Annotated in this window: 25 protein-coding genes; 16 read left to right on the forward strand and 9 right to left on the reverse strand. The window is 52.7% G+C overall.

Features of this window, described 5'->3' with window-relative positions:
• Positions 1-6 precede the first annotated feature (6 nt).
• Positions 7-693 (reverse strand): rhomboid family intramembrane serine protease, encoded by a 687-nt coding sequence (locus AC2FNE_RS16340; protein WP_170606063.1) that lies wholly within the window; start codon positions 691-693, stop codon positions 7-9.
• Positions 694-778: 85 nt separating this feature from the next.
• On the opposite strand from AC2FNE_RS16340, the gene trpS reads away from it, so the two are divergent.
• The 13 genes from trpS to AC2FNE_RS16405 all read left to right on the forward strand — a co-directional run bounded on the left by trpS (position 779) and on the right by AC2FNE_RS16405 (position 12324).
• Positions 779-1807, forward strand: a complete 1029-nt coding sequence (gene trpS, locus AC2FNE_RS16345) for a tryptophan--tRNA ligase (protein ID WP_170606061.1) — start codon at positions 779-781, stop codon at positions 1805-1807.
• Between the two features lie 68 nt (positions 1808-1875).
• Positions 1876-2739 carry a branched-chain amino acid aminotransferase gene (locus AC2FNE_RS16350; protein ID WP_170606058.1) on the forward strand — a complete coding sequence of 288 codons (864 nt, stop codon included), beginning with the start codon at positions 1876-1878 and terminating at the stop codon, positions 2737-2739.
• Between the two features lie 72 nt (positions 2740-2811).
• A complete protein-coding gene (locus AC2FNE_RS16355) occupies positions 2812-3267 on the forward strand; it encodes a universal stress protein (protein WP_170475042.1) in 456 nt (151 codons plus the stop codon).
• Between the two features lie 10 nt (positions 3268-3277).
• Complete coding sequence (locus AC2FNE_RS16360; protein ID WP_170606056.1) at positions 3278-3871, forward strand: 2-hydroxychromene-2-carboxylate isomerase; 594 nt, start codon at positions 3278-3280, stop codon at positions 3869-3871.
• Positions 3872-3940: 69 nt separating this feature from the next.
• Positions 3941-4504, forward strand: coding sequence for a NifU family protein (locus AC2FNE_RS16365; RefSeq protein ID WP_170475038.1), 564 nt, complete (start codon positions 3941-3943; stop codon positions 4502-4504).
• Positions 4494-5084 (forward strand): tRNA (adenosine(37)-N6)-threonylcarbamoyltransferase complex dimerization subunit type 1 TsaB, encoded by a 591-nt coding sequence (tsaB, locus tag AC2FNE_RS16370; protein ID WP_496805808.1) that lies wholly within the window; start codon positions 4494-4496, stop codon positions 5082-5084. The genes AC2FNE_RS16365 and tsaB overlap by 11 nt, the downstream gene beginning before the upstream one ends.
• The gene (locus tag AC2FNE_RS16375; RefSeq protein WP_170606051.1) at positions 5081-5494 is read left to right on the forward strand and encodes a GNAT family N-acetyltransferase; all 414 of its coding nucleotides are present in this window, start codon (positions 5081-5083) and stop codon (positions 5492-5494) included. The genes tsaB and AC2FNE_RS16375 overlap by 4 nt, the downstream gene beginning before the upstream one ends.
• A gap of 156 nt (positions 5495-5650) precedes the next feature.
• Positions 5651-6649, forward strand: coding sequence for a BMP family lipoprotein (locus AC2FNE_RS16380; protein WP_170606048.1), 999 nt, complete (start codon positions 5651-5653; stop codon positions 6647-6649).
• 90 nt (positions 6650-6739) lie between these two features.
• Positions 6740-8269 carry an ABC transporter ATP-binding protein gene (locus tag AC2FNE_RS16385; RefSeq protein WP_170606046.1) on the forward strand — a complete coding sequence of 510 codons (1530 nt, stop codon included), beginning with the start codon at positions 6740-6742 and terminating at the stop codon, positions 8267-8269.
• A 3-nt stretch (positions 8270-8272) separates the two neighbouring features.
• On the forward strand, positions 8273-9367 hold the full coding sequence (locus tag AC2FNE_RS16390) for an ABC transporter permease (protein ID WP_170606045.1): 1095 nt from the start codon (positions 8273-8275) through the stop codon (positions 9365-9367).
• Positions 9367-10377 carry an ABC transporter permease gene (locus tag AC2FNE_RS16395; RefSeq protein ID WP_170606043.1) on the forward strand — a complete coding sequence of 337 codons (1011 nt, stop codon included), beginning with the start codon at positions 9367-9369 and terminating at the stop codon, positions 10375-10377. Before AC2FNE_RS16390 ends, AC2FNE_RS16395 begins: the two co-directional genes overlap by 1 nt.
• Positions 10378-10639: 262 nt before the next feature.
• Positions 10640-11557, forward strand: coding sequence for a sulfite exporter TauE/SafE family protein (locus AC2FNE_RS16400; RefSeq protein WP_170606041.1), 918 nt, complete (start codon positions 10640-10642; stop codon positions 11555-11557).
• A 2-nt stretch (positions 11558-11559) separates the two neighbouring features.
• Positions 11560-12324, forward strand: a complete 765-nt coding sequence (locus AC2FNE_RS16405) for a TIGR02186 family protein (protein WP_170606039.1) — start codon at positions 11560-11562, stop codon at positions 12322-12324.
• Between the two features lie 3 nt (positions 12325-12327).
• Here AC2FNE_RS16405 and AC2FNE_RS16410 read toward each other — a convergent pair whose 3' ends face one another.
• The 7 genes from AC2FNE_RS16410 to AC2FNE_RS16440 all read right to left on the reverse strand — a co-directional run bounded on the left by AC2FNE_RS16410 (position 12328) and on the right by AC2FNE_RS16440 (position 19209).
• Positions 12328-13056, reverse strand: coding sequence for an SDR family oxidoreductase (locus tag AC2FNE_RS16410; RefSeq protein ID WP_496805809.1), 729 nt, complete (start codon positions 13054-13056; stop codon positions 12328-12330).
• Positions 13053-14585, reverse strand: a complete 1533-nt coding sequence (locus tag AC2FNE_RS16415; protein WP_496805810.1) for an ATP-dependent DNA helicase — start codon at positions 14583-14585, stop codon at positions 13053-13055. Before AC2FNE_RS16415 ends, AC2FNE_RS16410 begins: the two co-directional genes overlap by 4 nt.
• Positions 14586-14645: 60 nt before the next feature.
• On the reverse strand, positions 14646-15284 hold the full coding sequence (locus tag AC2FNE_RS16420) for an acyl-homoserine-lactone synthase (protein WP_496805811.1): 639 nt from the start codon (positions 15282-15284) through the stop codon (positions 14646-14648).
• A gap of 83 nt (positions 15285-15367) precedes the next feature.
• A complete protein-coding gene (locus AC2FNE_RS16425; RefSeq protein ID WP_170606031.1) occupies positions 15368-16087 on the reverse strand; it encodes a helix-turn-helix transcriptional regulator in 720 nt (239 codons plus the stop codon).
• Positions 16026-16244 (reverse strand): hypothetical protein, encoded by a 219-nt coding sequence (locus AC2FNE_RS16430; protein ID WP_170605771.1) that lies wholly within the window; start codon positions 16242-16244, stop codon positions 16026-16028. The genes AC2FNE_RS16425 and AC2FNE_RS16430 overlap by 62 nt, the downstream gene beginning before the upstream one ends.
• 181 nt (positions 16245-16425) lie before the next feature.
• On the reverse strand, positions 16426-17712 hold the full coding sequence (ccrA, locus tag AC2FNE_RS16435; protein WP_170606029.1) for a crotonyl-CoA carboxylase/reductase: 1287 nt from the start codon (positions 17710-17712) through the stop codon (positions 16426-16428).
• 114 nt (positions 17713-17826) lie between these two features.
• A complete protein-coding gene (locus AC2FNE_RS16440) occupies positions 17827-19209 on the reverse strand; it encodes a 1-acyl-sn-glycerol-3-phosphate acyltransferase (protein ID WP_170606027.1) in 1383 nt (460 codons plus the stop codon).
• A gap of 146 nt (positions 19210-19355) precedes the next feature.
• Here AC2FNE_RS16440 and AC2FNE_RS16445 point away from each other — a divergent pair, with 146 nt between their 5' ends.
• The 3 genes from AC2FNE_RS16445 (at position 19356) to deoD (ending at position 22486) form a co-directional block, all read left to right on the forward strand.
• On the forward strand, positions 19356-21323 hold the full coding sequence (locus AC2FNE_RS16445) for a protein meaA (protein ID WP_496805812.1): 1968 nt from the start codon (positions 19356-19358) through the stop codon (positions 21321-21323).
• Positions 21324-21444: 121 nt separating this feature from the next.
• The gene (locus AC2FNE_RS16450; protein ID WP_170606022.1) at positions 21445-21762 is read left to right on the forward strand and encodes an H-NS histone family protein; all 318 of its coding nucleotides are present in this window, start codon (positions 21445-21447) and stop codon (positions 21760-21762) included.
• Positions 21763-21778: 16 nt separating this feature from the next.
• Positions 21779-22486 (forward strand): purine-nucleoside phosphorylase, encoded by a 708-nt coding sequence (gene deoD, locus AC2FNE_RS16455; RefSeq protein ID WP_496805813.1) that lies wholly within the window; start codon positions 21779-21781, stop codon positions 22484-22486.
• Between the two features lie 50 nt (positions 22487-22536).
• On the opposite strand, the gene AC2FNE_RS16460 is transcribed toward deoD, so the two are convergent.
• A complete protein-coding gene (locus tag AC2FNE_RS16460; protein WP_496805814.1) occupies positions 22537-23400 on the reverse strand; it encodes an urea carboxylase-associated family protein in 864 nt (287 codons plus the stop codon).
• Positions 23401-23529 lie beyond the last annotated feature (129 nt).

A 23529-nucleotide genomic window follows, 5' to 3' on the forward strand; every position in this document is an offset into this window, starting at 1 on the left:
CGCTAGTTAGTCCCTGCGTATGCGCTCGACAATTCGCTCCCACGCCCCTGGTGCCAAAAAGAAAGACAAGGCAAATCCTGTGGCAAAACCGCCCAAATCAGCCACCCAATCGGAAGTACCGCCGAAAATAAGCCCAAACAGCAACTGGATAGCCATTAATACTGCAATAAGCTGAAACGCGCGGGCCTGATTTTCACCAACCAATGATAGTTTGCGCCACAACAGCCAAGTGAACGCACCGATCAGCCCATAGACAGGGGGGAACCCGCCGATCAGCGGGTGTCGCGGGTCAAGCAATAAAGCATAGGCGAGCGCACCTCCAACCCCCGACAAAACAAAAATGATCAGCATCGGAAACCCGCCAAAAACTTCGCCAACCATTTTGCCCATAGCCAAAACAAAAACGCAGACGAAAATAGCCTGGGTGAAACTGCCCGATACAAACGGATATGTTATAAAGCGGATCACATGTTCCACAGGCCAGCGGCCATTTTCGATCATCCAGTTAAAAATATCTGGTGAAAAGGAATAAAGCTGTATCGCCTCCAAACGCCATCCCACAGCGGACGGCCCTCCGACAATACCACGCGAACCAAGGGTGAATGCCAGTTCGATCCCAAGGATGAAAAGAACCAGAGCTATCACGACGGGCGGCAGGGGATTCACAGGGGGTGTGTAATGCTCGCTGCTCATTGGGCGGCCTTTCGCGGCTGTTGACGTCCCTTTGCCTCATGGGTAAGCGACGGAGGCCAATTTTTCCAGACGGGAGTTTCCATCGATGACCGAATCCAAATTCACGCCGCGCGTGTTTTCCGGCATTCAGCCTTCGGGGAACCTGCATCTTGGTAATTACCTTGGTGCGCTGAAGCGGTTTGTGGACATGCAAGGGCCCGACATGGAAACGGTCTACTGCATGGTAGATCTTCACGCGATCACTGTCTGGCAGGACCCTAAGGAATTGATGCATTCCACCCGAGAATTGTGTGCAGGCTTTATCGCGGCCGGAATCAACCCTGAACAATCAATTCTGTTCAACCAAAGTCAGGTTCCGGAACACGCACAATTGGCCTGGATTTTCAATTGTGTCGCCCGGATGGGTTGGATGCAACGCATGACGCAGTGGAAGGACAAGGCCGGTAAAAACCAGCAGAACGCTTCGTTGGGACTGTTTGCTTATCCATCGCTGATGGCGGCTGATATACTGGTATATCATGCCACTCATGTGCCTGTGGGCGAGGATCAGAAACAACATTTGGAACTGACACGCGACATTGCAATCAAGTTCAACAATGACTTTGGCGTCGATTTTTTCCCGATTACGGAACCCGTGATCGAAGGTGCGGCTACGCGGGTTATGAGTCTGCGGGACGGCTCCAAGAAAATGTCCAAATCCGACGCCTCGGACATGAGCCGGATCAACATGACCGACGATGCGGAAACGATCGCCAAGAAAATCCGCAAGGCAAAAACGGACCCTGATGCCCTGCCTTCTGAGGTTGAAGGGCTGGAGGAACGTCCCGAAGCACGCAATTTGGTGAACATATACTCAGCGCTAAGCGATCAGACGCCCGAACAGGTTCTAGCAGAAGTCGGCGGCAAACAGTTTGGTGAGTTCAAACCGATGCTTGCCGATCTGGCCGTAGCAAAGCTTTCGCCGATTTCCTCGGAAATGGCACGATTGATGAACGATCAGGCTGAAATTGACCGCATTCTGGCCCGCGGGGCCGAGCGCGCGCGTCAGATCACGGTACCTATCCTGCGCCAGACTTACGAAATCGTTGGCATGGTGGGCGCTGGTCAAAACTGACCTAGCGACAATCTGCTGGACCAAGCTGGCTGGCCCCCATAGGGTTCAGCCATAAGTGGGAGGTCATCATGGCAGTCGGCAAGAATATCAGGACCTATTTTCAGGGCCAATGGCATAACGGAGATGCCCCGATCATGCGGGCGGCTGACCACGGTGCTTGGCTTGGGTCTTCTGTTTTCGACGGTGCCCGATATTTTGAGGGGATGGCCCCGGATCTGGAGGCACATTGTGCACGTGTGAACCGTTCGGCAGAAGCTCTGATGCTGACCCCAACTGTGACAACTGAACAGATGTTGGAGATTGTGCGCGAAGGGTTGCAGTCTTACTCCTCGGATACCGCCGTCTATATCCGCCCGATGTACTGGGGTATCGATGGCGACCCAACTGCGATCGTCCCGCGGGAAAACAGCACTGGGTTTGCAGTTTGTCTGGAAGAGATTCCGATGGCGTCGGAAACCGCAACAACCACGCTTACAACGACGCGGTTTCGCCGTCCGGTCCTGGAGTCGGCAGTTGTGAATGCCAAAGCCGGATGTCTTTACCCCAACAATGCAAGGATGCTGCAAGAAGCCAGATCAAAGGGATTTGCCAACGCGTTGGTGGCAGACGCAATGGGCAACGTGGCAGAAACTGCGACCGCGAACATCTTTATGGTCCGCGATGGCGAAGTATTCACCCCTACACCAAATGGCACTTTTCTCGCTGGCATAACACGAGCCCGCCACATCGAAAATCTTCGAGCGGACGGCGTTACTGTGCACGAGTCAGTACTGAGATTTGAAGATTTCCACGCTGCAGACGAAATCTTTATGTCAGGGAATATGAACAAAGTAACACCAGTAACTGCGTTGGATGACACTCAATATCAGGTTGGCCCCGTTGCCCGCCGCGCTCGGTCGCTGTACTGGGACTGGGCCGCAAGCGACAGATGAACCGACCACACCCGTTTCGGTTGCCACCCAACAATCAGTCGGGCATGATCCCCTGAAATAACGAGGACAACAATGCGTAAGTTCTTAGTGGTTTTGGATGACAGCCGCGAATGCCTGAATGCAATGCGTTTTGCGGCCATGCGCGCCGCGCATACTGGCGGCGGAGTCACGGTCCTTTCTGTAATCCCGCCAGACGAATTCAATCATTGGATTGGCGTTGCCGAAGTAATGCGTGAAGAAGCGCGTGAACGAATCCATGCACACTACGAAGTTTTTGCGAAATGGATGCGCGACAAACAGCACGTTGAACCTGAACTTGCCATCCGCGAAGGTGACCCGGTTGCTCAGATTATTGAACATGTTAATTCGGACCCCGAAATTGGCGTGCTGGTTCTTGGGGCAGGAACGGAAAAGAAAGGCCCGGGACCGCTGATCACACAGCTGACCAAAAATTCAGGAAGCCTGCCTATTCCCATCACAATTGTTCCGGGCGATCTTAGCAAAGAAAAACTGGAAGAGATCACCTAAAGAGGTTTGGATGGGCGCGCAGCTTCAGTTTTGGTTCGATTTTGCATCCACCTATTCTTACCTCAGCACCATGCGGATCGAACAGGCAGCTTCGTCCAAGAAGGTCAAAGTTGCGTGGCAGCCCTTCCTGCTAGGACCTATTTTTGCGGAACAAGGTTGGAACAACTCACCGTTCAATCTGTATCCCGCCAAAGGGCGTTATATGTGGCGGGACATCGAACGTTTGTGCGACGAACGCGATTTGCCCCTGCAACGTCCGGGAACCTTCCCGGCAAACAGTTTGAAAGCTGCTCGGCTCTGCCTTGCAATGCCCTCACATGTCGAGCGCGCTAACTTTGTCCGGACGGTTTTCGAGGCAGAGTTCGGATCTGGGCTCGACATCTCGGATAATGCTGTATTGACGGACTGCCTGATTGCCGCTGGAGCCTCTGCGGAGCATATGGGACGCACCCGGGACGAGGACGTAAAGGCCGCTCTGTTTGAGCAGGTGGCGCGGGCCAAGTCACTGGGCATCTTTGGCGCACCCAGTTTTGTGGTCGGGGAGGAGCTATTCTGGGGTGACGACCGCTTGGATGCCGCGATTTCCTATGCGGCTTCAATTTAGAACCGTTCCAATTCTTGACTTCCTCCGGTCCCGAGCGCATATCTGTGGCAACCAAAACGGAGCTGTTCCATGTTTATCCAGACCGAATCTACCCCGAACCCGGCCACGCTAAAGTTCTTGCCCGGCCAGACGGTTCTGGACGCAGGTACAGCTGACTTTCCATCAGCAGAGGCTGCGGAAAAATCTCCTTTGGCGGCGCGCATATTTTCAGTGAATGGTGTGACCGGCGTGTTTTTCGGGAACGATTTTGTGACCGTGACCAAAGCAGAAGACGTGCAATGGGATCACATAAAACCCGCAATTCTTGGCGCAGTGATGGAGCATTATCAATCGGGCCAACCTGTGATGGGTGCCGACGCACAAACCGAATCCGGTCATGCCGAACATTCGGGCGAAGATGCCGAAGTTGTGAATCAAATCAAAGACCTGTTGGACAGCCGTGTCCGCCCTGCGGTCGCGCAGGACGGTGGCGACATAACCTTTCATGGCTTTGACCGAGGCGTTGTTTATTTGCACATGCAGGGGGCTTGCGCAGGCTGCCCTTCCTCGACCCTGACACTAAAAATGGGGATCGAAAACTTGTTGCGGCATTACATTCCCGAAGTGACCGAGGTACGCCCGGTTGCCGTCTAAGACAACAATTTTGGCGTTTGATACTTCGGCCGCGCATTGCGCGGCCGCTTTGCTACGTGGCACCGAAATTCTAGCGTCCCGGGCGGAGGCAATGCAGCGCGGACAAGCCGAACGCCTTATGCCACTGCTTCAGGAAATTCTGTCAGATGCGGCACTCGCTTGGAATGACTTGGACGCCGTCGGAGTTGGAACAGGGCCGGGCAACTTTACGGGTATCAGAATCTCAGTTTCAGCGGCCCGCGGGTTGGCCTTGGGCCTAAATGTCCCTGCTGTTGGCGTAACGGGATTTGAAGCCCTTGCAGATTTGGCACCGCCTGCGTGTTTACCAGCAATTAATGGACCTAGGGATCATGTTTATGTGCATCCCGAAAATACCGAGCCGTGCCTGGCAAATCGTGACGAGGCCAATGCTTTTGGCTCGCTCTTCTTTTGCTCTGACCCAGAGTTACACGTTCAGGCAATTGCTCGAATCGCGGCGAATCGTTGGTCCGATGTGACAGCTCCTCCCGCTCCGTTTTACATCCGACCAGCTGACGCAGCGCCGTCAAGCCACATTCCTCCGGTGCTTTTGGACGAATGACTCCGCGTGATATGGCAGAAACCCATGCTGCAGCTTTCACGCAGTCTCGTGCTTGGACCGCCGCTGAGTTCACCGATCTTTTAACAAATAAGTTCACCCACACGGTTGGTGTTGCGGAGTCTTTTGCCGTATTTCAGGTGGTTGCCGACTCGGCAGAGTTGCTAACCATCGCCACACACCCAAGTCATCAGAGGCAAGGTTTAGCCCAATCAATTATGGCGAAATGGCACGCACAGGCGCATAAATTAGGCGCCACAAATGCGGTTCTGGATGTTGCTGCAGATAATAAACCTGCCATTTCATTGTACGAACGTTGCGGTTACATTAGATGCGGAACACGCCAAGCATATTATTTACGCGAAAACGCACCAAACATGGACGCCGTCGTTATGCGGCGCAGTTTGCCTTGAGACCACGCCTCGTTTTTGGACCATATGGTCAAAAATGTATTGACCCTCAGTGTTGCAAACGCTCTTAATTCCCTCCATCACAACGGTTATGCTCGCTCTGAGTGGGTAAACGGGGCTATCTTGGTCCCAGACCGACAAAACCAACGGGAGTAACAAATGACGCTGATGAAATCCTTGATGAGCGCAGCCGCTGCGGTTGCAATGACAGCTGGCGCCGCTCTGGCCGAACCGGCACTGATTTTTGACCTGGGTGGCAAATTCGACAAGTCGTTCAACGAAGCCGCGCATAATGGCGCGCAGCGTTGGGCAAATCAAACCGGCAAATCTTATCGCGAGATTGAGCTTCAATCCGAAGCGCAACGCGAACAAGCACTGCGTCGCTTTGCTGAGGCAGGCGCAAACCCCATCATAACCATGGGTTTTGCCATGGCCGATCCGCTGGCGGCTGTTGCCGGAGATTATCCTGACACCAAATTCGTTGCTGTTGACGTGACATGGCTGGATGCCCCTAATGTGCGCCAGATCGGCTTTGCCGAACATGAAGGTTCGTATCTTGTTGGCATGATGGCGGCGATGGCTTCGCAGTCGGGTACTGTCGGCTTTATCGGCGGTATGGATATTCCGCTAATCCGTCACTTTGGCTGCGGATATGCCCAAGGTGCCAAGGCCGTTAATCCAAACATCAATATCGTGGCCAATATGACAGGTACCACGCCTGCAGCGTGGAACGACCCGGTGAAAGGTTCGGAGCTGACCAAGGCTCAGATCAGCCAAGGCGCTGACGTGATCTATGCGGCCGCAGGCGGCACAGGAGTAGGCGTACTTCAGACCGCGGCCGACGAAGGGATCTTGTCGATCGGCGTGGACAGCAACCAAAATCACCTGCACCCGGGCAAAGTTCTGACCTCAATGCTGAAACGTGTGGACGTTGCGGTTTATGATGCGATGAAGGCCGGGGATGAAGTCGAAACCGGCGTCTTTACTATGGGCCTGGCGCAAGACGGTGTTGGTGTCGCAATAGACGACAATAACGCTGCGCTGGTTTCTGAAGATATGAGCAAAGCGGTTGACAAAGCGCGTCAAGACATCATCGACGGTAACATAAACGTTGTCAGCTATTACGAGAGCGACAGCTGCCCAGCGCTGCAGTTCTGATATCACTTGGGGCGGTGGAGATTCCCTCCGCCCCAAACCTAATCAGCCGCGATATGCTAACGCGTCCCCTTCGGCAATTGAGGACAAGATATGACAGTCCCCGCCATTGAGCTCAAAGGGATTTCCAAAGCCTTTGGGCCGGTTCAGGCTAATAAAGACATCTCCATCAGCGTCGCCCCGGGAACGATCCATGGGATCATTGGTGAAAACGGTGCGGGTAAATCCACGCTGATGAGTATTCTTTACGGATTTTACAAAGCCGATAAGGGCGAGATTTGGATCAATGGCCAAAAGACCGAGATCCCCGACAGTCAAGCCGCCATTGCCGCCGGCATTGGAATGGTTTTTCAACATTTCAAGCTGGTCGAGAATTTCACCGTTCTGGAAAACATTATCTTGGGCGCTGAGGACGGCGGTCTGTTAGCCCCCTCTCTCGCTAAAGCCAGAAAAGAGCTGAAGGACCTGGAAGAAGAATATGAGTTGTTTGTCGACCCAGACAAACGCATCGACGAAATCGGTGTTGGCATGCAGCAGCGCGTCGAAATTCTTAAAGCGCTGTATCGCAAGGCCGAAATTCTTATTTTAGATGAACCAACCGGAGTTCTAACGCCAGCTGAAGCCGACCAATTGTTCCGCATCCTTCATCGTCTGCGGGAAGAGGGGAAAACGATTATTTTAATCACGCATAAGCTGCGCGAAATAATGGAAGCCACAGACACTGTATCCGTAATGCGGCGAGGACAAATGACGGCAACCGTCAAGACTGCCGAGACCAACCCACAAGAGCTCGCCGAATTGATGGTTGGTCGCAAGGTGCTGCTTCAGGTGGACAAAGCGCCCGCAAAACCCGGTAAACCCATTCTCGAGATTGAAAACCTGCGTGTGATAGACGAAGCCGGTGTTGAGCGGGTCAAAGGTATTGATCTGACGGTTCGCGCCGGAGAGATCGTAGGAATTGCAGGCGTCGCAGGAAACGGTCAATCCGAACTGCTTGAGGTGCTGGGCGGAATGCGCCCCGGGCAAGGTTCAATAAAACTTAATGGTGCGCCTTTGGCCTTAAGCGGTACAGGTTCGGACGGGCAGGCGCGACGCGCGCAGCACATTGCCCATGTGCCAGAGGACCGTCAGCGCGAAGGCCTGATTATGGATTTCCACGCGTGGGAGAATGTAGCTTTCGGTTATCACCGTGACCCGGCTTATCAGCGTGGCATCTTTATGGACAATGCAGCCCTGCGTGCTGACACGGAACGAAAGATAGAAAAATTCGATGTACGTCCACCCAATGGGTGGCTCGCGGCTAAGAATTTCTCGGGCGGGAACCAGCAAAAGATTGTTGTGGCGCGCGAAATTGAACGAAACCCGGATCTGCTTCTTGTCGGTCAGCCGACGCGAGGTGTTGATATTGGCGCGATTGAATTCATCCATAAACAAATCGTGGCGCTTCGCGATCAGGGTAAAGCAATTCTGTTGGTATCGGTCGAGCTGGAAGAAATATTCTCGCTTTCTGATCGAATCGCAGTGATGTTTGACGGACATCTCATGGGCGAACGCCTACCTCATGAAACCGACGAAAAAGAACTGGGCCTATTAATGGCCGGAGTAGCGGAAAAGGCCGCGTGAACTATGGATAAAATGCCCAAATGGGCCGATGTAGTGCTGATTCCGGTAATCAGCCTGATATTGGCGGCAGTCCTTTCAGCGTTGGTCATCTTAGCTATTGGCGAAAATCCGGTAGAAGCGGTCAAACTCATGGTGACCGGAGCGCTGGGGTCCACTTATGGTTGGGGCTACACGCTGTATTACGCAACTAACTTTATGTTCACCGGACTGGCGGTCGCCGTCGCGTTTCACGCGCGCATGTTCAATATCGGCGGTGAAGGCCAAGCGATGCTGGGTGGTCTGGGCGTTGCCATAGTCTGCCTTTACGTAGATTGGCCGCACTGGACCATTGCTCTGTTGGCTGCATGTGCTGCATCGATGCTGTTTGGCGCAGCTTGGGCCGCAATACCAGCTTATCTGCAGGCCAAACGCGGCAGCCATATTGTTATTACGACAATCATGTTCAACTTCATCGCAGCAGCGTTCCTGAACTATATGCTGGTCAACGTAATGCGTCCCGAAGGGTCGATGGACCCAGCGACTGCGCGCTTTTCGGAAGCGGTACACCTTCCGACGTTGCACGAATTACTGGCACCAATCGGTATAAACTTTTCCAAGGCCGCTCCAGCCAATGTCTCTTTACTCGTCGCAATAGCGGCTTGTTTTGTGATTTGGGCGCTGATCTGGCGTACAAGACTAGGGTATGAAATTCGGGCTTACGGTCATTCAGAGACTGGCGCGGTCTATGCCGGTATCTCACCCGTACGCATCACGATCGTCGCCATGTTGATTTCAGGGGCTCTGGCCGGCTTGATGGCGATAAACAACGTAATGGGCGAGGCCGAGCGATTGGTTCTCAATTCAACCGAAGGCGCTGGGTTCATCGGAATTGCTGTTGCCCTTATGGGTCGATCTCACCCGTTTGGTGTGTTCCTGGCGGCCATTTTGTTTGGCTTTCTTTACCAAGGGGGCGCCGAGCTTGCGCTTTGGACTTCTATCCCACGCGAGTTGATCGTTGTTATTCAAGCGCTGGTTATCCTATTCACCGGCGCGCTCGACAACATGGTACGCATGCCGCTTGAAAAACTCTTCCTTAGCATGCGGAGAGGGGCGCAGTAATGGATGTGTTTGTCACGATAATCCAGATCCTGGACTCCACTATCCGCCTTGCAACGCCTTTGCTTCTGGCATGTCTTGCCGGACTTTACTCCGAACGGGCGGGAATATTCGACATAGGCTTAGAGGGAAAAATGCTAATGTCGGCCTTTTTCTCAGCCGCCGTTGCCGCTTTGACTGGATCTGTCTGGCTTGGATTATTGGCCGGGATTGCTTCTTCACTGGCATTGTCAGGCCTGCATGGGCTGGCTTCGATTACGTTCCGTGGCAACCAACTGATTTCAGGCGTCGCAATAAACTTTCTTGCAGCGGGAATGACGGTATTGGTAGCGCAGGACTGGTTTCAACAAGGCGGCAGAACACCCTCACTTGTGGGTGGAGGACGGTTTGAATCGGTAGAGTTCCCAATGGCTATTGGTCCTATGGATGCCGAGCTCACAGGACGGTCCGTTTCTGATCTGATGTCAGATGCAAATGTCTTGCATCTGGTATATTCCGAGTTGATCTCGGGGCATTCTATCCTCGTATACATTGCTTTTCTTATGGTCCCGGCAACCTGGTGGATTTTGTTCCGGACCCGGTTCGGGTTGCGCCTGCGGGCGGTTGGTGAAAACCCAGCCGCAGTAGATACAGCCGGTGTCTCTGTTGTTGGGCTTAGGTACGCCGCTGTTGCCATATGCGGAGTGTTGTGCGGCATCGCCGGAGCCTATCTTGCAACCGCCTTGCAAGCCGGTTTCGTTAAGGACATGACCGCAGGCCGCGGGTTCATCGCATTGGCTGCGCTCATTTTTGCGAAATGGCGACCTTGGCACGCAATGTGGGCTTGTTTGTTGTTCGGGCTTTTGCAGGCGATCGCCCTGAGGTTCCAGAATATTGATCTGGGCGGAGTTGTAATCCCGGTTCAGGCAATGGACGCTCTGCCCTACATTCTCACGGTGGTCATTCTGGCCGGGTTTGTTGGTAAGGCAATTCCCCCTCGGGCGGGCGGTGAGCCCTATGTGAAGGAGCGTTGATAGGTCCAGTTTGTGAACTCTTTTCGGTCCTGTCTGCTGCAAAGCAGCATACGGAGTTGATTTTGCATGTCGCAACCGTTCTAAAGGGGTATGGAATCATTTCCTCAAGCTTTGGCATTGCGGAGTCACGCGGTGTGCCTGGCTCGGGATTGGGGTCCGTGGATCTTTGTTGATTTAGCCCCGGGATTTCGTTGATTAAGTATCCAGTCCTCAGAGGCTTTGTCGCACCGACAGGCGCGGCAGTCGCCGTACAGAAGAAACCATGCAGATTTACTTACCGATCGCCGAAGTCTCAGTGAATGCCTTTCTGCTGCTTGGCCTTGGTGGGATGGTAGGTGTTCTTTCCGGCATGTTCGGTGTTGGTGGTGGATTTCTGATGACCCCGCTATTGTTTTTCATCGGCATCCCACCCGCCGTTGCAGTTGCAACAGAAGCCAACCAGATCGTGGCGTCTTCTTTCTCTGGCGTGCTGGCCCATTTCAGGCGACGAACGGTCGACTTTAAAATGGGAACGGTTCTTTTACTGGGCGGTCTGACAGGTGCAGCGCTCGGCGTGGTGATCTTTAACTACCTGAAAAGCCTTGGTCAGGTCGATCTTCTCGTAACGCTCTGCTACGTAGTTTTTCTAGGTATCATCGGAAGTTTGATGTTTATCGAAAGCATCAACGCGTTACGCAAAACCAAGAAGGGTACAACTCCGGTCAAACGGCGACAGCGCGGCTGGGTACACGCAATGCCCTTCAAGATGCGTTTTCGCACGTCTGGCCTTTATATATCGGTCATTCCCCCAATAATTGTCGGTGTCATCGTCGGGGTGCTGTCTGCTATTATGGGCGTCGGCGGCGGCTTTATTATGGTTCCTGCCATGATCTATCTGCTCGGCATGCCAACCAAGGTAGTTGTGGGTACGTCGCTGTTTCAGATCATTTTTGTGACTGCGTTTACGACAATGTTACACGCGACCACGAACTATACGGTGGACGTTGTTCTGGCCGTTTTGTTGTTGGTTGGTGGGGTGATTGGCGCTCAAGTCGGGACTGTCATTGGAGCCAGAATGCCTGCGGAACAGCTGCGCGTTCTTCTGGCGGCACTGGTTTTGTTGGTATGCGGCAAACTGGCTTTGGACCTATTACTGCAACCTGCAGAGCTGTATTCGATTGGCGAAGCAGGAGGGCATTGAGCATGATCCGCTTGATAATCGCCCTTTTTTTGCTCTGTAAACCCGTTCATGCGGCGCAGGAACAAGTTGTTCTGGGGCTAAGTCAGGACCGCGTGTCAATCACCGCTGATTTCGACGGCTCTGAGATACTGATCTTTGGCGCCGTAAAGCGCGAAGCGCCGATCCCTGATGGCCCCCCGCTGGAAGTTATTGTATCGGTCGTCGGGCCGTCGGAGCCGGTTACGGTCAGGCGCAAAGAACGAAGGTTTGGCATATGGGTGAATACCGACAGTATCTTAGTTGATCTCGCACCCAGCTTTTATGCCGTTGCTACCTCTGCACCATTTAGTCAGGTTCTGACCAACACAGAAGACCTGCGTCATCGCGTATCAATCGGACGGGCTATCCGATCCGTTGGTGCAGACATGAACGTCGAAGGTGCACAAAATTTTGCCGAGGCAGTCATACGCATCCGCGAGAATGAGGGGTTGTATTCCATCCGAGAAAACACGGTCGCCGTAGACGAACAGACATTATTCCGAACTTCGATTGATATGCCTGCCGACTTGACGGAAGGTGATTACCTCGCGCGGATATTTCTGACCCGAGCCGGCCAAGTGGTATCACAATTCGAAACCACTATTGATGTCCGAAAAGTTGGCCTTGAGCGTTTTCTCTACAACATGTCTCGTCAACAACCAGTTTGGTATGGATTAATGTCTTTGGTCATTGCCATCTCAGCGGGTTGGGGTGCGTCTACGGCTTTCCGCTTGTTGCGCGAAAAGTAATCGTCAGCCCCTGCCGATGTAGGGCATGGTTGTCGCCATCACCGTCATGAACTGAACATTGGCTTCAGGCGGCAGGCTTGCCATATGAAGCACCGACCGGGCGGCGTCTTCGACCGCCATAGTGGGATCGGGTGTTCGGTCCTCTGCAACAGCTGCGTCCACTAATCCCTGCACCATTGGCGTTCTGGCGTTGCCTATATCTATCTGACCACACGCGATTCCAAACGTCCGGCCGTCCAATGAGAGACTGCGGGTCAGTCCAGTGATTGCATGCTTTGTGGTGGAATAATGAACCGAGTTTAGCCGTGGAACATAAGCCGCGATAGAACCGTTGTTGATTATTCTACCGCCTTGCGGCGATTGATTTCGCATAATTCGGAACGCTTCGCGGGCACATAGAAACATACCATTCAGATTGACATCTACGGTCTGGTACCAAGCGTCGAGTTCGATTTCGTCAATGGTCCCGCCCGGTTTGAACACACCCGCATTGTTGAACAAAACATCCAGTCGGTCAGCCTGATCGATAAACCCGTTAAACGCAGTTGCGACGGCCGTAGCATCTGTAACGTCAGCGACTAAGGGGATTGCGTTGCTATGGATTGCAGCAATTTCATTGAGTGTTTCTTTGGTTCTCGCCAGAATCCCTACTGTCCATCCTTCAGCAAGAAACAGCTCTGCGGTCGTGCGGCCAATGCCTGAACTTGCCCCGGTTATGATAATGGTTTTCATGTACTTTCAGTCTCCAACGTTAGCGAAACAGCCGGAACTGCGCGTAAATCATCAACACGCAAAGGATGCGTAGGCTTGGAAAGTCGGTTCCGCACAACCCAAATAAGACGTTCCTGCGCTCTAGTAATGGCCACGTATGCCAACCGTTTCCAAAGAGGTTGCCCGGCTTCGGTTCGCCCCATGCGAGCAGCAGCGAATACATCAGGGGCGAACACCTGAACAGTATCCCATTGTGACCCCTGAGCTTTGTGAATGGTCACAGCGGCGCCATGCAAAAATGTTGCCCCCATACGGGCTGCGTATGGTATGAAAGGTTCTTCTTCGTCTGGCTTTTCGATCTGAACAATCGATGCGGCGCTGACCTGCGGATCCTCGGCGCCCATCACATGCAGGCGAGAAAAACCGGGCTTGCGCCCTGGTCCGAGATAGATGACCTGGGCACCCTTGATCAGACCGCGCGCTTCTAGATCCAGTCGTTTTTTGCGGTGTTTCAACGGTAATTCAATGCCGTCACAGATTAGGGGCTCACCCTCCAGCAGCTCAGTTTCCGGGGCACCGTGAACACTGCGAAACGCTTGAATCAAACGAATACGCGTAGCATTTCGCCAAACCAGCACAGGGCTTCGAGCCATCAAATCGACTTCGACCCGCTGGCCCCAAATCACCCTGTCATCCCTTGCGGCCGTTTCCTCGACCAGACGTTCGAAATTTTCGAAACCCATTTCTGGATCCGACAACGCATGGGCGAGATCCAGAATCGGGTTGTCAGCAGTTTGCCTGTGTACGCGATGAAGCGTCAATTTGCGTTGTTCCGGCAGTCCTTCAAATACCATTGATCCTGATTGATTGACCGGAGCCAACTGAGCGGGATCACCGAACAACAACAACGTTGGGAATATCTCTTGAAGGTCTTGGAACTGTCGGTCATCCAACATTGAAGCTTCGTCCACAAAACCGATATCTAGCGGCTCATCCCGCCTTTTCCACCCAATGATAAAATCAGACCCCCGCAACCCCGCCGCAGCCAGCGCTCCTGGGATTGATTTGTTGTTGGAATAAAACGCTGCCGCGCGATCCAAGGCTTCTGCAGTCAATCCCTCAATCTCTGGGCGTTCGTCGTTGCCAGCCAACCATTCGGCGATACGTTCGTAATCGGGGTCGTAAACCGGTGTGTAAAGAATTCGGTGAATGGTCGTTGCTGGAACGCCTCTCAGTCGCAGGACACTCGCCGCCTTGTTCGTGGGGGCCAGTATCGCCAGGCTACGCTTATCTCTGGATTTCCGGCTTTCGAAATCACCCGAAATCAGATTCACTCCGGCGTCTGCCAGTGCCTTGTAAAGCTCTGCCAGCAATAGTGTTTTTCCGGAACCCGCCTTTCCGATGACTGCTATAACGCCGGACTTGCCGTTGCCCGGCAGTTTTAGTAGCGCATCGTCATTGAGGTCCACGCCAGCGGACCGCAGCAACTCGGCAATGCTGTCGTAGGCAACTGCCTGATCTTCCGAAAAGGTGACTGGAGGTAAGGACATGGCGCGACCCTACAGCGACGGAACCACATCGGCCAGACTCGGATTTTGATTTTCCAGATTTTACGCCGTCAATGAAAACCGATGTTGCGCTGTACTGCCAAATGACGTTTTGAACCACAAGCGGGACAACTCACGTGTAACGCCGACCCGCTCGGCAACGCGATTGTGGTCGTCGGCTGAATAGGACCACAAACCAACCGATATCTTTTCACGCCCTTGCCCCTGAGACCCCACTATTACCGGCGACCAACCGATCAATCGATAGATTCGGATCATTCGCGCATCAAACGCACCTACGATATTTGAAAGGCTAAATCCTTCCAGAATTCCGAAGCAGCTCAACATGATTATTCCTGCTGTGTGTGGGCTGGCCGTTCGGGACAAACAAAAGCGCGTCGCTTCCCAGATAAGCGGGCTTCGGACCGGTTGGCCGCCTGTTAAATGGCCGAAAACGTCATTGACCATGACTGGACCAGTGGTAGGAAGCATCCGAAGGGATCCTCCATGGTTTCCGTCCGGCTCCTCCCAGATAACATAAAGTGGATTTAAAACATCATATTGGTCGCGCTCTTCACCTTTTTCATTGACCGTTACATCCCAACCCAATCGGGTTTTGAACTGGTCAGCGCGATCTTTAAACATTCCATCGGCCAGGGCCGGATGCTTATGTAGCTCGTCCGCGTATAAATAGCGCAACATGACTTATCCCCTTGTCGTTCATGCTTGAAGGACAAAGGGGTACGGACACGTAGTTAACTTTCAGTGAGATGATCTCTTGGTAGTTAAACGACTATTAAGCCTCTGCTAAGTGCGGTTGCTATAGCATGCGTTGTGTTATGTGCACCCAATTTAGACCGGGCGCTTTCGATATAAGCACGCAGGGTATGTTCCGAAATTGCAAGAGAGTGTGCGACTTGAGCTCTGCTGTTTCCCAGCGCCAATAATGTCATAGCGTCAATCTCTCGCGGCGAAAGGGCCCCTCGATCTTCCGGCTGCCGGGCGTGTCTGAATTCCAATGCCATTCTATTGAGGAAGTGGGCAATCAAGATCAAATCACGCCCATAGGTCTGGATGAAGCCCTGCCATTCTTCATCCGCGCAGGAATGGTTGATTGTGAACAAGGCAAATTGGCCGTGAGGACCGCGCAGAGGTATCGAATAGCCTTGATTTCCCACGCCATGTGCATGCGCGTCCTTCAAAAAGTCGCGCGCGGACTTACTCGCCCAATTCAGTTGTTTCCAATCCACCGGGTGGAAACGTTGGAAGCAACCCAGAATGACCGGATCGATCCGGTGATAATTCCGTTCCTGGTATCTTTTGACCCAAGCATCGGAGTAAGTGGCGAACCCATATTGGTCACCAGCACTGTCAACCCAATGATAAATTATGTGATCAAGTTCCAGCCCGGAACGCACCCCAACAGTAACATTAGTCAATTCTTCAAGCGTGCCGGTGTTTTCCAAATCCTCCAGGATTTGGCTCAAATTGAATTTTTTTGCCATCCGGGGACGCCCGCGCCTCATCCTGTATGGACGCTATCTCGGCCGCAGCGATCAGGCTGGTGTCAGCCAGCTGTTCGGCAAGCGCGTTCATCCCATTCGCCACAGCAAAGGCGTTGAGGTCCGACAGAACGTCCAGTATCCACTCATTTTTCGCCATTGAGGGTGTCCCTGAAATAGTTAACAAAGGGTTAATACAACCATAGCATGTACATAATAATTCGGCCTACTCACCGCTTTCTACTCCCCAGAAATAGTGGGATCGTTTGGTGTAAGCACCTGATAAACAAACAAACGCCCGCAATCCAAGTTGCGGGCGCCTTTCATTTACTCGTATGATTTCAGCCGCGCGCAGCCAGAACCTCTTCAAGCGTGCGCATTCCTGTCCGGGGTGCCTGAACAAGCACGGACATATTCCCAGGTTTATGTTCGTTACGCATCATTTTCATATGAGCCTCGGGTAGATCATTCCACATGAACACCTCGGACATGCAGGGATCCAATCGACGCTCTACCATTAGTTGGTTTGCCGCAGATGCCTGTTTCAAATGTGCGAAATGGGAGCCTTGCAAACGCTTTTGATGCATCCACATGTAGCGAACATCGAAGGTCAAGTTGTAACCAGTTGTCCCGGCACAAATCACAACCATTCCACCTTTTTTCACGACGAAGGTCGAAACCGGAAATGTGCTCTCACCTGGGTGCTCGAACACCATGTCGACATTTACACCCTTTCCGGTGATGTCCCAGATCGCCTTACCGAACTTTCGCGCTTCTTTAAACCATTCCGCGTACTCCGGAGTATTCACCGTGGGCAACTGGCCCCAGCAATTGAAGTCTTTGCGGTTAATCACGCCTTTGGCACCCAGATCCATGACAAAATCACGCTTGCTTTCGTCTGAGATCACACCAATCGCATTTGCCCCTGCGGTATTGATTAGCTGGATAGCATAGGAACCCAAGCCACCCGACGCGCCCCAAACCAACACGTTCTGGCCGGGCTTTAGGTCATGCGGCTCGTGCCCGAATAGCATTCGGTAGGCGGTTGCCAACGTCAACGTGTAGCAGGCGCTTTCTTCCCAAGTCAGATGCTTGGGGCGCGGCATCAATTGCTGCGCTTGAACGTTGGTGAACTGCGCAAAAGAACCGTCAGGGGTCTCGTAACCCCAAATCCGTTGGCTTGGCGAATACATCGGATCGCCACCGTTACAGTGTTCGTCATCGCCGTCATCCTGATTACAATGGATCACGACCTCATCGCCAACTTTCCAGCGTTTAACCTTGTCTCCAACGGCCCAAACTATTCCAGACGCGTCTGAACCAGCAATGTGGAAGGGTTGGCCGTGGCCATCGAAAGGGCTGATTGGCTTACCCAACGAGGCCCATACGCCATTGTAATTTACACCCGCGGCCATCACGAGAACCAGCACTTCGTGGCTATCCAGTTTCGGAACGTCGACAACCTCTAACTGCATAGCTGTGTCCGGTTCACCGTGACGCTCTTTCCGGATAGCCCATGCGTACATCTGTTTCGGGACATATCCCATCGGGGGGATTTCCCCCATTTCATAGAGATCCTTTTCCGGAGCCTCGTACGACGCGATACCGCTTTCGGTGTCCAAAGCCATGCTGGCCTCCTCTTGAATTCGCTGTTTGCCGCGACGCAGAATCGCAAGCTTCAAGTGATGGAATATTGACGATAGAGAAATATTGCAACCGTTTTTGGTATCGATTTTGTAATTTTATGACCCAGCAATCGCAGAATTATCTTTTGCATCTGCAGCATCAATGGGTTGCAAGAGAGTAGACGTCGAAGCAGCGTAATATGCTAAAAGGTCCGATCTTTGCCCGGACGGACGCAACATTCCTCGTTCACGGACAACAAGACGTCGGTCAACAAGCTGGTCGATTCCATCCTGAACGGCAACCTCTGCGCCCTCCATAAGCTCATCACCCGCCATGATTAGAAGCTGGGTCTTGAGATCATCTTCTGAAATAGCGCCGTGTTGCTCCAAAACTCGGCAAGCCGCAGGCAGCGGAACAAAGGGCAAAGCACTTGCGATACGTTGCATCAATTCTCGGGCCAGATCAGTTGTTAAATCCCGCTCGTGCTCTTTTCGAAAGGAATTCAGGGAAATTGGCATGCCATATCTAACTGAGGCCAGTCCAAAACGTTTATATCGCCCAATCAGACGGCGCCAAAGCTGCTTAACCGACCATCGGGTAACCACGCCAATCCGCGCACGGAATCGTCGATCGCTATCCTTCGCTGCGGCTGTCAGGATTGTGTCCTCTAAAACCCGGTCATAGTTTAAGGCAACAGGAACAAACACCACATCGCGACCCTCAGGACCAGTTCCGTCAATGATGTACTTTAATAGACCCAGCTTCGGACGGCCAAGCTTGCCAGTCAGACTCAATCCTCCTTCTGGAAACATCGCTTGCGTCACACCGGCTTGCGTCGCATGGCTTACGTAACTGGCTAAAACCTGGCGATACAGATCACTTCCAGACTTGCGCCGAATAAAATAAGCCCCCATCGCGCGTATCAATCGGCTAAGCGGCCAAACTCGCGCCCATTCGCCGACAGCATAAGACAAGGCGGACCGACTGGCAGCCAAGTAGGTCACCAGAACATAATCCATGTTGCTGCGGTGGTTCATCACAAAGACAACCGTCGCATCAGGGTCTATACTATTGATCGCCGCCTCGTCCTGATAGGTTAGCCGAACATTGTAAAATGCGTTACTCAGCAACCGGGCCAGTCGAATAGCGAAGCTGAAATAGGCAAATGCAGAAAAAGACGGCACGATTTCGCGTGCATAACGCTGTGCCTGTTCAGATGCGACGGCTTCTGGCACACCCGTATCGATCGCATGCTTTTGTACCGCCTTGCTGACCCGCGGATCGTAGATTAGCCGCTGAATCATGTCGTGACGCCCGGCTAGTTTGAAAGGCTGAATGGGCCTTTGCAGCCGTTCGTTCAAACGTGCAACTGCCCGTTCAAGGCGACGGCGAAAGAACCACCGCACTGAAGGGAACAAAAAATGCGAAGCAAACGTGATCGCGGCAAAAACCAGAATCAGTACAAAAAGCCACAGTGGAAGCTCTACAGTTCGCGTCATGGGTGCACAGTGCCATCAATCGCGTTCACTCACAATCTGCAGAAACCAGGACATGCCGCAACGCAGCGAATTGACATGTCTCAAAAATTGCGCTTTAGAGCCATTGTACGAAATTTTGTTACCCTTGAACTTGCGAGGATTGCTTCATGACGCAAACGCAGAAAGATCGCCCTTGGCTCATCCGAACCTACGCCGGTCATTCAACTGCTCAGGCGTCAAATGCTTTGTACCGCAATAATTTGGCCAAAGGGCAAACCGGCCTTTCCGTGGCTTTCGATTTACCAACCCAGACCGGGTATGACAGCGATCATACTTTGGCGCGAGGCGAAGTTGGTAAGGTAGGTGTTCCAGTCTGTCACTTGGGCGACATGCGGGTTCTGTTTGATCAGATACCATTGGAACAGATGAACACCTCGATGACCATCAATGCTACGGCTCCATGGTTGTTGGCCCTTTACATAGCGGTTGCAGAGGAACAGGGAGCGAAGGTCTCGGAGCTGCAGGGCACGGTGCAAAACGACCTGATAAAGGAATACCTAAGTCGCGGCACATATGTCTGCCCCCCGAAACCATCGCTGAAGATGATCGCGGACGTTGCGGAGTATTGCTATTCCAACGTGCCCAAGTGGAACCCGATGAATGTATGTTCCTACCACCTTCAAGAAGCCGGCGCGACGCCGGAACAAGAGCTTGCTTATGCCCTGGCAACGGCCATTGCCGTACTGGATGAGCTTCGCCCCCGCGTACCGGATGCGGATTTTCCGGCGCTTTGTGGTCGCATCTCATTCTTTGTGAACGCGGGTATCCGATTTGTCACCGAAATGTGTAAAATGCGGGCCTTTGTCGATCTGTGGGATGAAATCTTGCAAAATCGGTATGGTGTCGAAAACCCCAAGTTCCGAAGGTTTCGGTATGGCGTTCAAGTCAACTCTTTAGGTCTTACCGAGCAGCAGCCCGAAAATAACGTCTATCGCATCTTGATCGAAATGTTGGCGGTGACCTTGTCCAAAAAAGCCCGCGCTCGCGCTGTTCAGCTTCCTGCCTGGAACGAGGCGCTTGGTTTGCCGCGACCTTGGGATCAGCAATGGTCAATGCGAATGCAGCAGATCCTGGCTTATGAAACCGATCTGCTAGAATATGGCGATTTGTTTGACGGCAACCCGGCCGTCGACGCCAAGGTGGAAGAACTCAAATCGGGTGCTCGGGCTGAACTTGCTAACCTCGAGTCAATGGGCGGCGCTGTGGCGTCGATAGAGTATATGAAATCTCGGTTGGTTGATTCCAACGCAGAACGCCTGAACCGGATTGAACGAAACGAAACCGTCGTAGTTGGCGTGAACAAATGGACCCAAGGCGAACCTTCGCCCTTGCAGACCGAAGATGGCGGCATAATGGTCGTCGACCCCGCTGTCGAGCAGGAACAGGTTGAGCGTCTAAAATCATGGCGAGCGGATCGTGACGATCTCGCCGTCACCAAGGCATTGGAGGGCCTCCGCACTGCTGCACAAACAGGAACAAATATAATGGAACCGTCTATTGCCGCGGGAAAAGCCGGTGTCACGACAGGTGAGTGGGCCGAAGAAATGCGCAAGGCTTATGGGACCTATCGTGGTCCAACTGGCGTTTCCGGTTCAGTGTCTAACAAAACCGAAGGATTGGAAGATTTGCGCGCGGCAGTGGATGCCGTAAGCGACAAACTGGGGCGCCGCCTGAAGTTTTTGGTAGGCAAGCCCGGGTTGGACGGCCATTCTAATGGGGCGGAACAAATCGCATTCCGCGCCCGGGACTGTGGCATGGACATCAGCTATGAAGGCATTCGGCTGACACCGGAAGAAATCGTAGAAGCAGCAGTTCGAGACGACGCTCATATCATTGGATTGTCTATATTGTCTGGCAGCCACCTTCCGCTTGTTCAAGAAGTTATGACCCGGCTGGCCAATTCAGGTTTGGACCACATTCCAGTTGTTGTTGGTGGCATCATTCCCGACGAAGACGCCGAGCAATTGAAATCGATGGGTGTTGCAAAAATTTATACGCCTAAGAATTTCGAATTAAACTCAATAATGGGCGATATCGTGTATTTGGTTGACCCTCAGACTCTGGCAGCGGAATAAGATAACCCCATTTAGTGATCGTAATTGATTCTTTTTCCCCACGAAATAGATAGATAAATCCAGAAAATAAAACTAGCTTGGAAAATACGTCTTAAGCGTCGGTAACATTATGGGGATAATAATGGCTATCAATCTCGAAAAAAAGTCACGAAAAGAACTGCTGGAATTAATGATTCAGGTCGAAAAAGCCTTAAAGGACGCGGAAACTCGTGAGCGAAAAGAAGCTTTGAGGGCGGCAGAAAAAGCTGCGGCAGAATACGGATTCTCGTTAGCTGATTTATCATCCGAGCAGTCCCGCTCGACCAAAGGAAAAAAGGCCAAGGCGAAATACCGCAATCCAGCCGATCCATCGCAAACTTGGACAGGGCGTGGCCGGAAACCACAATGGATTCATGATGCCCTGAAGGCGGGTGCAGATATTTCCGATTTGGAAATCTAGCGGGAGCATTTCGCTAATGACAATTCACATTGGCGCCGAAAAGGGCGAGATTGCAGAAACAGTATTGTTACCCGGTGATCCTTATCGCGCGAAATGGGCAGCAGAAACGTTTCTTGATGATTACCGGCAAATAAACGACGTACGCGGAATGCTGGGTTTCACTGGGAATTGGAAAGGAAATCCGGTCACAATTCAGGGCAGTGGAATGGGAATGCCTTCGCTTTCCATTTATGCTAATGAATTAATCCGCGATTTTGGCGCAAAGACTTTGATCCGTATTGGTTCATGCGGCGCCATGCAAGATAACCTAAATTTGCGCGATGTCATTATCGCAATGACGTCGACAACCCTTAGCACCCCTTCCCGTGGAATAATGAAAGAACTTAACTTTGCTCCGTGTGCGGATTGGAGTCTGTTGAGTGCCGCCGTTGCCGCGGCCAAGGCCAAGGGTACTCCCACACACGTAGGTGGGATTTATTCTTCAGATGTCTTCTATGATGAACGACCCGACCTGAACGAGCAAATGGTGCGACACGGCATTCTGGGCGTCGAAATGGAAGCGGCCGAACTATACATCCTTGCGGCGCGCCATAATTGCCGCGCACTTGCGGTTTTGACTGTATCCGACCATTTACTTACGGGCGAGGCAATGCCCTCCTCCGACCGCGAACGAAGTTTTGGCGATATGGTGGAGATCGCCCTAAAAGCTGCATTCCCTGACTGATAATTGGATCGGCTCGACGTACAAAGACGCTCCGGGCCCTCAGCCGAACTTCATCGCCCGTGTGTGCGGTCATACCCGTTGGGCGCCGGGCTTCTCCACTCAGACAAGGCTGCAGCTTCAGGCGCAAAAACCTCTACCAGCAATGGGAAACATGGTGCGGTGTCGGACGAATGTTCAGACGAACAATCTCCACCTGGACAAGCGCTCAGATCACCTAACAAGTCAATCTCGGCAAAGAACTCAAGGTAATCGCCGGGCCGAACCGGGGAAGCCTTCATGAAATATTGCCCGGTATCCCGCGTGAATCCAGTGCACATAAATACATTCAGAACATCGTGAACCGCTGGTTCTGCTTCCGCCAACGGGATTTCCAGATGATCGGCCAGTGCTCTGGTCAGATTAGAATGGCAACAGTGATGGTACTGGCTTCCAGACAGCAGGTTTCCGGTATAAGGATCGCACCTTGTGCCAATTACATCATGAACCGAACCACCGTAGGCATCTATGCCATACCAGCCAAGGGTATCTTCAACGATTGTCGCCATCGGACGCATATGCGGAAAGCTGGACCACATCCGCTCTCCAATCGTTATGTGAGTGCCATGCAATGCGCGGGTTTTACCCGAATAAAAGCGCTCGGACAGATCATTCAGATTCCACAGGTTTAAATCGCCCACCTGCGGTCCTTCAGCTGATGTGATACGAAAGAAATGTCCCGCCGGAACTTCGAAACATCGCGCGTCCCGCGCGGGAACTAAAACCTCGCCAGTCTTTGACGCGCTTTTCCGCGCTGTTCGCAGAAGGTCAAGATCGGGTTTTGGCAATCCTTCGTTCGGGTAGCAGATTACTGGCGCTATCGCGCGACGAGCATCGGCATCAACAGGGGGGCGGGTGGAGTGTTCAAAGTCTGACATAACACTAAGAGTGGCGCAAAATCTGATCGCGGAAAACCCCGCATTGTATTGTCAATCCCGTTCAGGTTTCAGGCACAGTTTGGGCTGGGCATCGGTTGGGGATACAGCCCCGCAAAAGCTGCAGCGCCA

It is taken from the genome of Ruegeria sp. YKSD179, assembly GCF_059612885.1.